This window comes from Pseudomonas sp. SDO5522_S412 (assembly GCF_054071215.1).
This window is the reverse complement of the sequence record NZ_JBSVWQ010000172.1, coordinates 1-12,319: the sequence shown is the minus strand read 5'-3', so window position 1 is coordinate 12,319 and position 12,319 is coordinate 1. Positions and strand designations below refer to the sequence as shown.

Annotated in this window: 9 protein-coding genes; 8 read left to right on the top strand and 1 reads right to left on the bottom strand. The window is 61.1% G+C overall.

Going from position 1 to position 12,319, the window contains the following annotated elements; translation table 11 throughout:
• Positions 1 to 75 precede the first annotated feature (75 nt).
• From ACW9I6_RS24885 to guaA, 3 genes are all read left to right on the top strand, one after another.
• Positions 76 to 624: a hypothetical protein gene (locus ACW9I6_RS24885; RefSeq protein ID WP_003209647.1), complete on the top strand. Its 549-nt coding sequence runs from the start codon at positions 76 to 78 to the stop codon at positions 622 to 624.
• Between the two features lie 159 nt (positions 625 to 783).
• Positions 784 to 2,253: an IMP dehydrogenase gene (gene guaB / locus ACW9I6_RS24880; RefSeq protein WP_003209646.1), complete on the top strand. Its 1,470-nt coding sequence runs from the start codon at positions 784 to 786 to the stop codon at positions 2,251 to 2,253.
• Positions 2,254 to 2,335: 82 nt separating this feature from the next.
• On the top strand, positions 2,336 to 3,913 hold the full coding sequence (gene guaA, locus ACW9I6_RS24875) for a glutamine-hydrolyzing GMP synthase (protein WP_003209644.1): 1,578 nt from the start codon (positions 2,336 to 2,338) through the stop codon (positions 3,911 to 3,913).
• 74 nt (positions 3,914 to 3,987) lie between these two features.
• On the opposite strand, the gene treR is transcribed toward guaA, so the two are convergent.
• Positions 3,988 to 4,692 carry a trehalose operon repressor gene (gene treR, locus ACW9I6_RS24870; RefSeq protein WP_003209636.1) on the bottom strand — a complete coding sequence of 235 codons (705 nt, stop codon included), beginning with the start codon at positions 4,690 to 4,692 and terminating at the stop codon, positions 3,988 to 3,990.
• A gap of 235 nt (positions 4,693 to 4,927) precedes the next feature.
• Between treR and treP the strand changes: the two genes are divergently transcribed.
• The 5 genes from treP (at position 4,928) to ACW9I6_RS24845 (ending at position 12,252) form a co-directional block, all read left to right on the top strand.
• Entirely contained in the window at positions 4,928 to 6,370 is a 1,443-nt protein-coding gene (gene treP, locus ACW9I6_RS24865) for a PTS system trehalose-specific EIIBC component (protein WP_177021404.1), read from the top strand.
• A gap of 65 nt (positions 6,371 to 6,435) precedes the next feature.
• A complete protein-coding gene (gene treC, locus ACW9I6_RS24860; RefSeq protein ID WP_003209630.1) occupies positions 6,436 to 8,082 on the top strand; it encodes an alpha,alpha-phosphotrehalase in 1,647 nt (548 codons plus the stop codon).
• A 71-nt stretch (positions 8,083 to 8,153) separates the two neighbouring features.
• Positions 8,154 to 9,374: a maltoporin gene (locus tag ACW9I6_RS24855; protein WP_087695126.1), complete on the top strand. Its 1,221-nt coding sequence runs from the start codon at positions 8,154 to 8,156 to the stop codon at positions 9,372 to 9,374.
• A gap of 48 nt (positions 9,375 to 9,422) precedes the next feature.
• Positions 9,423 to 11,954, top strand: coding sequence for a phosphoenolpyruvate--protein phosphotransferase (gene ptsP, locus ACW9I6_RS24850; protein ID WP_457339952.1), 2,532 nt, complete (start codon positions 9,423 to 9,425; stop codon positions 11,952 to 11,954).
• 1 nt (position 11,955) lies between these two features.
• Entirely contained in the window at positions 11,956 to 12,252 is a 297-nt protein-coding gene (locus tag ACW9I6_RS24845) for a PTS transporter subunit EIIB (RefSeq protein ID WP_003209625.1), read from the top strand.
• The last annotated feature ends 67 nt before the right edge of the window (positions 12,253 to 12,319 follow it).

The following is a 12,319-nucleotide window of genomic DNA, read 5'->3' as shown; positions in this document are numbered from 1 at the left end:
CACATTTGGAACGCATTCCCCCTGTGGGAGCGGGCTTGCTCGCGAAGGCGCCAGTAGCCACGCCGCAGGACTCCCATGAATTCCCAAAGCATCCTTGTCCCGAAAATCTCCACGCTACCCGTCCACGAACCCCGCGCCCGGGCGATCGTGCGCTGGCTGGTGCGCAAGAACATCGTCAAGGAAGAACTCACCACCTGCGGGCGCACCGGCAACCGCATGGGCTATGCCCTGGCCGACGGTGCCCGCGCCGTGGTGCTGCACCCCGACGCGCTGCCGTTCAACGAGCCGATCAACGGCCTGGAGATCATCTACAAGCGCTGCATCTACACCCCGGCCAAAGGCTTCCTGGAAGAGGCCGGCTGTCCCGAGTGCCTCAAGGAAGTCGGCGAAGCCCTGTTCGAAAGCCTGGAAGACTGGATGCCCGGCCACACCGATAACTTCACCTGCCCGCTGTGTGGGCATGAGGACGACATCAACGGTTTCCTGTTCCTGCAGGAATGCGGCTTTTCCAACCTGGGATTCATCTTCAATAACTGGGCGGAGGCGGGGTTCAAGCAGAGTTTTATCGACGAATTTGCCGACTGGCTGGACCAGAAGATGAGCTGGGTCAAAGTCGAACTTTAATTCGATGTGAGCGTTCCCACGCAGAGCGTGGGAACGCTCAGTGCTGCAAAAATCATCCATCTATCAGTATTACCAAGTTTGTCAGAGTTTTACATTGAACCCGAGGGGGTGTCTGACTATAATGGCGCGCTTCCATTTTCCCGCTCGGGAGCCCCCGCGATGCTGCGTATCAGCCAAGAAGCTCTGACATTCGACGACATTCTCCTAGTGCCCGGTTATTCCGAGGTGCTTCCTAACGAAGTCAGTCTCAAGACCCGCCTAACCCGTGGCATCGAGCTGAATATTCCTCTGGTTTCCGCTGCCATGGACACCGTCACTGAAGCCCGTTTGGCAATCGCCATGGCTCAGGAAGGCGGCATCGGCATCATCCACAAGAACATGACCATCGAGCAGCAAGCTGCCGAAGTTCGCAAGGTCAAGCGTTACGAAGCCGGTGTGGTCAAGGACCCGATCACCATCGAGGCCGATGCCACCGTTCGTGACCTGTTCGACCTGACCCGCCTGCACAACATCTCCGGCGTTCCGGTACTGCACGATGGCGACCTGGTCGGCATCGTCACTTCCCGTGACGTGCGTTTCGAGAACCGCCTTGAAGTCACCGTCCGTGAAGTGATGACGCCTAAAGAGCGCCTCGTTACTGTCAAGGAAGGCGCCGACAAGAACGATGTGCGCGAGCTGCTGCACAAGCACCGCATCGAACGCGTACTGATCGTCGACGACAAATTCGCCCTCAAGGGCATGATGACCGTCAACGACATCGAAAAAGCCAAGGCTTACCCGCTGGCCAGCAAGGACGATCAAGGTCGTCTGCGCGTAGGCGCTGCGGTCGGTACCGGCAAAGACACCGGTGACCGTGTAGCGGCCCTGGTGGCTGCCGGTGTTGACGTGGTGGTGGTCGACACTGCCCACGGTCACTCCAAAGGCGTGATCGACCGCGTTCGCTGGGTCAAACAGAATTTCCCTGACGTGCAAGTGATCGGCGGCAACATTGCCACCGGCGCTGCCGCCAAGGCCCTGGCCGAAGCCGGTGCTGATGCGGTCAAGGTCGGTATCGGCCCTGGCTCGATCTGCACCACCCGTATCGTGGCCGGTGTAGGCGTACCGCAAATCAGCGCCATCGCCAACGTCGCCGCGGCCCTTGAAGGCACTGGCGTACCGTTGATCGCCGACGGCGGCATCCGTTTCTCCGGTGACCTGTCCAAGGCCATCGTCGCCGGTGCTTCCTGCGTGATGATGGGCTCGATGTTCGCCGGTACTGAAGAAGCGCCGGGCGAGATCGAACTGTTCCAGGGTCGTTCGTACAAGGCTTACCGCGGCATGGGTTCCCTGGGCGCCATGTCCCAGGCTCAAGGCTCTTCCGACCGCTACTTCCAGGACTCCTCCGCGGGCGCCGAGAAGCTGGTACCGGAAGGCATTGAAGGGCGTGTTCCGTACAAGGGCACCCTGAGCGCCATCATCCATCAACTGATGGGCGGCCTGCGTTCCTCGATGGGCTACACCGGCAGCGCCGACATCGAAGAAATGCGCACCAAGCCTGAGTTCGTGCGGATCACCGGTGCCGGCATGGCCGAGTCCCACGTCCACGACGTACAGATCACCAAGGAAGCGCCAAACTACCGCGTAGGTTGATGCTTCCAGCAAATAGTTAAGTAACCGGGGCTGTCTTATTCAGCCCCGAGTTGTTTCTGATTCATTAGACGAGACTGATCTCATGGCCCTCGACATTCACGCCCACCGCATCCTGATCCTCGACTTCGGTTCCCAGTACACCCAGCTGATCGCCCGCCGCGTGCGTGAAATCGGCGTGTACTGCGAACTGCATCCGTTCGACATGGACGACGAAGCGATTCGCGAATTCGCTCCAAAAGGCGTCATTCTCGCCGGCGGCCCCGAGTCCGTGCACGAAGCCAACAGCCCGCGTTGCCCGCAGGCGGTGTTTGACCTGGGCGTGCCGGTCTTCGGTATCTGCTACGGCATGCAGACCATGGCCGAGCAACTGGGCGGCAAGGTTGAAGGTTCCGAGCTGCGTGAATTCGGTTACGCCCGTGTCGACGTAGTCGGCAAGAGCCGCCTGCTGGACGGCATCGAAGACCACATCGACGCCGACGGCCTGTTTGGCCTCGACGTATGGATGAGCCACGGTGACAAGGTCACCAGGATGCCGGAAGACTTCCACATCCTGGCCAGCACCCCGAGCTGCCCGATTGCCGGCATGTTCAACGACGAGCGCGGCTACTACGGCGTGCAGTTCCACCCGGAAGTGACCCACACCAAGCAAGGCGGTCGCATCCTGTCGCGCTTCATCCTCGACATCTGCCAGTGCGAAGCCCTGTGGACCCCGTCGAAGATCGCTGAAGACGCCATCGCCAACGTACGTGCCCAGGTCGGCACCGACAACGTCCTGCTGGGCCTGTCCGGCGGCGTTGACTCCTCCGTGGTTGCGGCGCTGCTGCACAAGGCCATCGGCGACCAACTGACCTGCGTCTTCGTCGACAACGGCCTGCTGCGCTTGCACGAAGGCGAGCAAGTGATGGCCATGTTCGCCGAGAACATGGGCGTCAAGGTGATCCGCGCCAACGCTGAAGATCAGTTCCTGAACAACCTGGCCGGCGAGTCCGACCCGGAGAAGAAGCGCAAGATCATCGGTCGCACCTTCATCGACGTATTCGATGCCCAGTCCAACAAACTGGACAACATCAAGTACCTCGCCCAGGGCACCATCTACCCGGACGTGATCGAATCGGCCGGCGCCAAGAGCGGCAAGGCCCACGTGATCAAGTCCCACCACAACGTGGGCGGCCTGCCTGAGGAAATGAACCTCAAGCTGGTAGAACCACTGCGCGAACTGTTCAAGGACGAAGTCCGTCGTCTGGGCCTCGAACTCGGCCTGCCGTACGACATGGTCTACCGCCACCCATTCCCGGGCCCGGGCCTGGGCGTGCGGATCCTCGGTGAAGTGAAGAAGGAATACGCCGACCTGCTGCGTCGCGCCGACCACATCTTCATTGAAGAACTGCGCAAGGCCGACTGGTACCACAAGGTCAGCCAGGCGTTCGTAGTGTTCCAGCCAGTCAAGTCGGTTGGTGTCGTAGGCGATGGTCGTCGTTACGCCTGGGTTGTGGCCCTGCGTGCGGTGGAAACCATCGACTTCATGACCGCCCGTTGGGCACACCTGCCGTACGAACTGCTGGAGACGGTCAGCGGCCGTATCATCAATGAGATTGAAGGTATTTCGCGCGTGACTTATGACGTGTCGAGCAAGCCGCCGGCGACCATTGAGTGGGAATGATCCTGCCGTAGCAGGTGAGCGCTGAATAACAAAACCCCGGCCTGGTGCCGGGGTTTTGTGTTTCTGGCGTTTGTCTACCGCCGCGCAATATCCGAAAAGTAAAACTTATCCAGCGTATGCCGCGACTCGGTGTACTCGAACTGCCGTCCATCCTGCAAAAACGTCTGGTTGCTCACCACGATCACATGGCTCTGACCTTCGAGGTCCAGGTGTGTCTGATCGTCCTTTCCCCGTGGCAGCGCTTCGATGGTGCGCTGGGCATAGCTGATCTGCAGCTGCAAGGTCTGTTCGATAAACGCATAGATCGACTGCTCGGCAATCTCCCGATCCAGCCCCGGTATCAGGTCGGCGACGAAGTGGTTGATGTCGAGGATCACCCGTTTGCCGTCGATCCGCCGCACCCGTTTGACCCGGGTAATCAGGCTGCCAGCTTCGGCCTCAATGTGTTGCATCAACGGGCCTTCCAGCGGGAATTGGCTGAACTCCACCACTTCGGTACTGACGTCGTCGCCGAGGGCGGCATGGGTCTCGCGAAAGCTGACGATACCGCCGAGCTGGAACTCGATGGGGTTGGGTGACAACACGAAGGTGCCCTTGCCGTGGATCTTTTGCGCGAAGCCGCGCTCCTGCAATTGCTCGATCGCCCGGCGTACCGTGCCACGGCTGGCCTGGTAGGCGTCCATCAGTTCGGTTTCGGAGGGCAGGCGCGTGCCGCGTTGCAGGCGTTCGGTGGTGATGCTGGCAAGCAGATCGGTATAGATCTGGTTGTATTTACTCATGGGGAAGGGCTCTGTGCCGCGTTGGCGTTCAAGGCAGGAACCTTAGTGGCAGCGATGGGGTTTGTCCATGCAACCCATTGTAGAACTCGGAAATTTCTGACTCAAAAAACAGAAAATTAATCATTTTCAAACTCGTACATACGAGTTATTGCTTTAACTCGTACAGACGAGTACTTTTGGCTTCGGCGTGCTGCCTATGACCGCCCAATAAAAAAAACCAGAGTGGATACCAAGCATGAGCCACGACTATCCGAATATTGCCCGCGAGATTCTCAAGAACCTTGGCGGCAGCGACAACCTTGAGCAAGCTGCCCACTGCGTGACCCGCTTGCGCCTGGCCCTCAAGGACCCGAGCCTGGCCAACAGCAGCGAGCTGAACCAGGTCGACCTGGTCAAGGGTTCGTTCTTCACCGGCGGCCTGTTCCAGATCGTGATCGGCCCCGGCGAAGTGGAAAAGGTCTACGCCGCCCTGCGTGAGCAAACGGGCCTCGCCGCGTCGACCATCGCGGACGTGAAACAGAAAAGCGCCGACAAGATAAACCCGATGCAGCGCCTGGTGCGGGTGTTCTCCGATGTGTTCATGCCGATTTTGCCGGCGCTGATCATTGCCGGTTTGCTCATGGGGGTGAACAACCTGATGGGCGCCAAGGGCATGTTCATCGCGGACAAGACCTTGCTCGACGCCTATCCGAACCTGGATGGCCTGTGGAGCCTGATCAACCTGATGGCCAACACCTCGTTCGTGTTCCTGCCGGCACTGGTGGGCTGGTCGGCGGCCAAGCGCTTTGGTGGCAGTGAAATCCTCGGCATTGTCCTCGGCCTGATGCTGGTGCACCCCGATCTGCTCAACGCCTGGAACTACGGCAAGGCGGTCGCCGGCCTCGACGGCCAGAGCCTGCCGTACTTCGATATTTTCGGCTGGTTCAAGATCGAGAAGGTCGGCTACCAGGGCCAGATCCTGCCGATCCTGCTGGCCGCCTACGTGATGAGCGTGATTGAGAAATGGCTGCGGGCACGGGTGCCGAATGCCATTCAGTTGCTGGTGGTGCCGATCACTACCATCGTCGTCACCGGCGTACTGGCGCTGGCGATCATCGGCCCGGTGACCCGCCACCTCGGCATCCTGATCACCGAAGGCGTGGTCACCCTGTTTGACCTGGCGCCGATGGTCGGCGGCGCAATCTTCGGCCTGCTGTATGCACCGCTGGTGATCACCGGCATGCACCACATGTTCCTCGCCGTGGACCTGCAACTAATCTCCACCCAGGGCGGCACCTTTATCTGGCCGATGATCGTCATGTCCAACCTGGCCCAGGGCAGCGCGGCGCTCGGCGTGTTCTACATGAGCCGCAATGCGCGGGACAAGAGCATGGCGTCCACCTCGGCGATTTCCGCCTACTTCGGCATCACCGAGCCGGCGATGTTCGGCGTCAACCTGCGCTTCAAGTTTCCGTTCTACGCGGCGCTGACCGGCTCGGCGCTGGGCAGTATTTTCCTCTCGCTGAACAAGGTGCAGGCCTCGGCCATCGGCGTCGGTGGCTTGCCCGGGTTCATCTCGATCATCCCGCAGTACATCCCAAGTTTTGTCATCGGCATGGTCGTCGCGATTGTCGTGCCGTTTGTTTTGACCTGTGTGTTGAGCATGAAAATTGTCCGGCCTGGCTACCGGGTCGCCTGATCTACCGCTATCGCAGGCAAGCCAGCTCCCACAGTTGATCGCATTTCAAATTGAAGGAACCCGTCATGCAAAACTGGCAACACTCGGTGATCTACCAGATCTACCCCAAAAGCTTCCACAGCCACGCGGGTAACGCCACCGGTGACCTGCTGGGCATCGTGGACAAGCTCGATTACCTGAAGTGGCTGGGCGTCGACTGCCTGTGGATCACCCCGTTCCTGCGCTCGCCGCAACGCGACAACGGCTACGACATCAGTGACTACTACGCCATCGACCCGAGCTACGGGACCATGGCCGATTGCGACTTGCTGATCAGCGAAGCCGCCAAGCGCGGCATCACGCTGATGCTCGACATCGTGGTCAACCACACTTCCATCGAACACGAGTGGTTCCAGCAGGCCCGCAGCAGCCTCGACAACCCGTACCGCGACTTCTACATCTGGCGCGACCAGCCGAACAACTGGGAGTCCAAGTTCGGCGGCTCGGCCTGGGAATACGAGGCGCAGACCGGCCAGTACTTCCTGCACCTGTTCGACCACACCCAGGCCGACCTGAACTGGGACAACCCCAAGGTGCGCGCCGAAGTGTTCAAGCTGATGCGCTTCTGGCGCGACAAGGGCGTGGGCGGTTTCCGCCTGGACGTGATCAACCTGATCTCCAAGCCGGCGGATTTTCCGGAAGACAACAGCGACGGTCGGCGCTTCTACACCGACGGCCCGAACGTGCATGAATACCTGAAGGAAATGCACCGCGAAGTGTTCGAGGGGCATGACCTGATCAACGTCGGCGAGATGTCGTCCACCAGCCTTGAGCACTGCATTCGTTATTCGAATCCACAGTCGAAAGAGCTGTCGATGACCTTCAACTTTCACCACCTGAAAGTCGATTATCCGAACCTGCAGAAGTGGGTCGCGGCCGACTTCGACTTCCTGCAACTCAAGCAGATTCTGTCCGACTGGCAACTCGGCATGCAGGCCGGTGGCGGCTGGAATGCGCTGTTCTGGTGTAACCACGACCAGCCGCGGGTGGTCTCGCGTTTTGGTGACGACGGCGAGCACCGCGTGGTCTCGGCGAAGATGCTCGCCACTGCGCTGCACTTCCTCCAGGGCACGCCTTTCGTGTACCAGGGCGAAGAGTTGGGCATGACCAATCCGGGCTTCGACACCATCGACCAATACCGGGATGTCGAGACGCTGAACATCTATCGGCTCAAGCGTGAGGCCGGTGAGTCCGAGGCATCGAGCATGGCGGCGATCATGCAGAAGTCCCGCGATAACAGCCGCACACCGATGCAATGGAATGCCGAGCAAAACGCTGGCTTCAGTCGCGGCGAACCGTGGATCGGCATCCCGGCCAACGCGGCGCAGATCAACGTGCAAAGCGAGCTGGATGACCCGCAATCGGTACTGCATCACTACCGTGCGCTGATCAAGCTGCGTCGGCATGAGCCGCTGATTCAGGAAGGCGTTTACCGCCAACTGCTGCCACAGCACACCCAGGTCTGGGCGTACCTGCGCGAAGGCCACGGCGAACGCCTGCTGGTGCTGAACAACTTCTACGGCACGCCATGCCAGATCGAACTGCCCGATGGCCTGCTGACGGCGGCGAGTGAGCAACGCCTGCTGATCAGCAACTACGACGACTGCCCACAGCGCTCGAGCCAGGTCTCGCTGCGCCCGTATGAATCGTTTGTGCTGCATCTCAAGGACTGAGACCCGCTTTACCCCCGGCGTGGGAGAGCCGGGGCGCTTAAAAAAACATAATAAAAATATCGGAGTGCTTCATGAAAACAACAATAAAGCTGGGCCTCGTTGCATCCTGCCTGACCTTGCCGATGGCAGCCCAGGCGTTGGAATTTGCCGGCTACTTGCGTAGCGGTGCGGGGACTTCAACCGGCAGTGGCAAGCAGCAGTGCTTCCAGTTGCCGGGTGCACAATCCAAATACCGCCTGGGCAACGAGTGCGAGCAGTACGCCGAACTCGAATTGCGCCAGGACCTGCTGACCCTCGACGACGGCTCGGTGTTCAGCGTCGACGCCATGGCTTCGCTGTACAACAAGTACGACCGGGCGCTGAAGTTCCAGGGCGAAGACAACGGCTCGGCACGCATGCCGCAGATGTACGCGCAGTGGTCGAACATCCCCAGCCTCAACGGCGGTTCGCTGTGGGCCGGCCGGCGCTACTACAAACGAAACGATATCCATATCTCCGACTTCTACTACTGGAACCAGAGCGCCACGGGTGGCGGTATCGAGGACGTGAAAATCGGCGACCTGAAATACAGCTACGCACTTTCCCGCAAGGACAACCTGTACCAGAAGGAATACGCCACCCGTCACGACTTTAACGTGGCCGGGTTCAAGACCAACCCCGGCGGCGAGCTGGAACTGGGCTTGAGCTACATCGAAAAAGCCGGTGGCCGTGACACCAACAGCGGCTGGGCCATTACCGCCCAGCATGTGCAGAAACCCTTCCTCGGCGGGCGCAACAAATTTGCCCTGCAGTACGGCGAAGGCCCCGGCACCGGCCTCGGTTATACCGGCGATACGTTCCTTGATAAAAGCAGCAAGAGCTACCGCGCAGTGGAGTTCTTCGACTGGCAAGTGACGCCACGGTTTGGCGGGCAGATCGAGGCCGTGTACCAGAAGGATATTCGCCCGGGCAGCCAGGATCAGACCTGGATGTCGCTGGGCGTGCGCCCGGCCTATGCGATTTCCGAACAGTTCAAGCTGGTCACCGAACTCGGTCATGATCAGGTCGAGGCTACCGGTGGCACGCGCAAGCTGAGCAAATTTACGTTCGCCCCGACCTGGTCGCCCAAAGGCCCGGATTTCTGGGCACGACCGGAAGTGCGCTTGTATTACACCTACGCGACCTGGAACGAAGCGGCCAAGCGTGCGGCCAATGAACTGGCGGCAGGTTCGGCGTTGTCCGACACCGGCAGTTATGGCTCGGCGTTGCATGGCTCCAACTTTGGTGTGCAGGTTGAGTACTGGTGGAAATAAGCCGTCGATGCCCAATGATTTTTACAGAACCAAACAGCAGGTGAAGTCATGACCTCAACCCAATCCCTGGAATTGCTGGCGCCATTGTCCGGGGTGCTGCTCGCCCTGGACCAGGTGCCTGATCCGGTGTTCTCCAGTCGCCTGATCGGCGATGGCCTGTGCATCGATCCGACCTCGCAGATCCTCTGCGCGCCACTGGCCGGGGTGATCAGCAATATCCAGGACAGTGGTCATGCGGTGAGCATCACCGATGACAACGGCGTCCAGGTGCTGATGCACATCGGCCTGGACACCGTGAACCTGGCGGGCAAGGGTTTCACCCGATTGGTCGAGGAAGGCCAGCGGGTGGAAGCCGGGCAACCGCTGATTGAATTCGATGCCGACTACGTGGCGCTCAATGCCCGTAGTTTGCTGACCCTGATGCTGGTGGTCAGTGGCGAGCCCTTCAAGCTGCTGACGCCCGAGCAGGGCCTGGTAGACGTGGGGCAGCCACTGCTGCGAGTCACGCCGCAAGCCGTTGCCGACGAGGTGAAAGACGAGGAGGGTGACGCCCTGTTCTCCAGGCCACTGACCTTGCCCAACGCCAACGGCCTGCATGCGCGCCCGGCGGCGGTGCTGGCGCAGGCGGCCAAAGGCTTCAAGGCGAGTATTTACCTGCACAAGCAAACCGAGAGCGCCAACGCCAAGTCGCTGGTACGGATCATGGCATTGCAAACGGTGCAGGGTGACACCTTGCAAGTCAGCGCGGCTGGCGAGGATGCCGAAGCGGCGATCCAGGCGCTGGTGACCTTGCTGGCCGAAGGCTGCGGTGAAACCGTCGCGGCTCCTCAACCTGGCGCTGCACCCGTGGCGCCTGATTCATCGGCGACCTTGCTGCGCGGCGTGTGCGCCTCGCCCGGTTCGGCGTTTGGCCAAGTGGTGCAGGTCAAGGAGCCGGCACTGACGTTCGTAGAGACCGGCAAAGGTGAAGCGCTGGAACGTGCGGCCCTGACCCATGCCCTGAACAACGCCAATCAGGCGCTGGAAGCCCTGCAGGAAAAGGCCGTCGGCACTGCCCAGTCCGAGATCTTCCGCGCCCATCAGGAGTTGCTGGACGATCCGGCCCTGCTGGAACAAACCCGCGACCTGCTGGACCAGGGCAAGAGCGCGGCCTTCGCCTGGAACAGCGCCACCGAGGCCACCGCCACGCTCTTCCAGGGCCTGGGCAACGCCTTGCTTGCCGAGCGCGCTGCCGACCTGGCAGACGTTGGCCAGCGGGTGCTGAAATTGATCCTCGGGGTTCAGGACAGCGCCTGGGATTTGCCGGAGCAGGCAATCCTGATTGCCGAACAACTGACCCCCTCGCAAACCGCCAGCCTCGATACGCGCAAGGTGCTGGGTTTTGTGACGGTGGGCGGCGGCGCTACCAGCCACGTCGCCATTCTCGCCCGCGCCCTTGGCTTGCCGGCCATCTGCGGGGTGCCGGCGCAGGTGCTGGAACTGGCCAACGGCAAGCAAGTGCTGCTGGATGCCGACAAGGGCGAGTTGCACCTGGACCCGGACCTGGCCGAGATCGAACACTTGCAAGCCAGCCGCCAACAACAAGTGCTGCGCCGCCAGCGGGAAGTGGAGCAGGCGTCGTTGCCCGCTACGACCCGCGACGGTCATCACGTCGAAGTGACGGCCAACGTCGCATCGTTGCAGGAGGTGGAGCAGGCATTGTCCCTGGGGGGCGAAGGCGTTGGTTTGCTGCGTTCCGAGTTCCTCTACCTGGACCGCAACCGCGCGCCGAGCCCCGAGGAGCAGGCGGGCACCTACAGCGCCATCGCCCGTGCATTGGGCCCGCAGCGCAATCTGGTGGTGCGCACCCTCGACGTTGGTGGCGACAAGCCGTTGGCCTATGTGCCGATGGACAGCGAGACCAACCCGTTCCTTGGCCTGCGCGGGATTCGCCTGTGCCTGGAGCGCCCGGAACTGTTGCGTGAACAATTCCGTGCAATTCTCGCCAGTGCCGGTTTCGCCCGTTTGCACATCATGTTGCCGATGGTCAGCCTGCTCTCGGAGCTGCGCCTGGCGCGGCAGATTCTTGAAGAGGAAGCGCTGGCCCTGGGGCTGACGGAACTGCCGAAGCTGGGAATCATGATCGAAGTGCCATCGGCGGCATTGATGGCCGATCTGTTTGCGCCGGAGGTGGATTTCTTCTCCATCGGCACCAACGACCTGACCCAATACACCCTGGCCATGGACCGCGATCACCCGCGCCTCGCCAGCCAGGCCGACAGCTTTCACCCGGCGGTGCTGCGCCTGATCGCCGCCACCGTCAAGGCGGCCCATGCCCATGGCAAGTGGGTCGGCGTGTGTGGGGCGTTGGCGTCTGAAGCGCTGGCGGTGCCGGTGCTGATCGGGCTGGGGGTGGATGAGTTGTCGGTCAGCGTGCCGCTGATCCCGACCATCAAGGCTACCGTGCGCGAGCTGGACCTGGCGGATTGCCAATCCATCGCCCGCCAGGTGCTGGGCCTGGAAGAAGCGTCGCAGGTTCGCGAGGCGTTGCGCCTGTACCACGCGGCTACCGTTGAAACCTCATTGGTTGTGGAGAACTGACATGTTCGAGAAATTTCAGCGGGCGTTCTGGAAGGCCCTGACGCCGGATCTGGTGCTTGAAACGCCGCAGGCAGCTCCAGTGAGCGAAACACTGTTGGCCCCGGCAGTGCTGAATGCGCTGGGAGGCGCGGAGAATCTCAAGTCGCAGCAGCGGGTAGCACTGACCCGGGTGCGGGTGCAGTTGCAGGATGCGGGGCGGTTGGATGCGCAGGCGCTCAAGGCGGCAGGCGTGCCGGGCGTGATGGTGTTGGCGGGCGGGGTGGTGCACCTGCTTACCGGCCTGAACACCGCTCTATAAGACGACGAAGATCAAATGTGGGAGCGGGCTTGCTCGCGAAGGCGGTGTGTCAGTCAATCCATGTGCT

Coding starts and splice junctions, on each gene's coding strand:
- ACW9I6_RS24845 (WP_003209625.1), top strand. CDS start 11,956: ATGTTCGAGAAATTTCAGCGGGCGTTCTGGAAGGCCCTGACGCCGGAT.
- treP (WP_177021404.1), top strand. CDS start 4,928: ATGAGCCACGACTATCCGAATATTGCCCGCGAGATTCTCAAGAACCTT.
- ptsP (WP_457339952.1), top strand. CDS start 9,423: ATGACCTCAACCCAATCCCTGGAATTGCTGGCGCCATTGTCCGGGGTG.
- ACW9I6_RS24885 (WP_003209647.1), top strand. CDS start 76: ATGAATTCCCAAAGCATCCTTGTCCCGAAAATCTCCACGCTACCCGTC.
- guaA (WP_003209644.1), top strand. CDS start 2,336: ATGGCCCTCGACATTCACGCCCACCGCATCCTGATCCTCGACTTCGGT.
- ACW9I6_RS24855 (WP_087695126.1), top strand. CDS start 8,154: ATGAAAACAACAATAAAGCTGGGCCTCGTTGCATCCTGCCTGACCTTG.
- treR (WP_003209636.1), bottom strand. CDS start 4,692: ATGAGTAAATACAACCAGATCTATACCGATCTGCTTGCCAGCATCACC.
- guaB (WP_003209646.1), top strand. CDS start 784: ATGCTGCGTATCAGCCAAGAAGCTCTGACATTCGACGACATTCTCCTA.
- treC (WP_003209630.1), top strand. CDS start 6,436: ATGCAAAACTGGCAACACTCGGTGATCTACCAGATCTACCCCAAAAGC.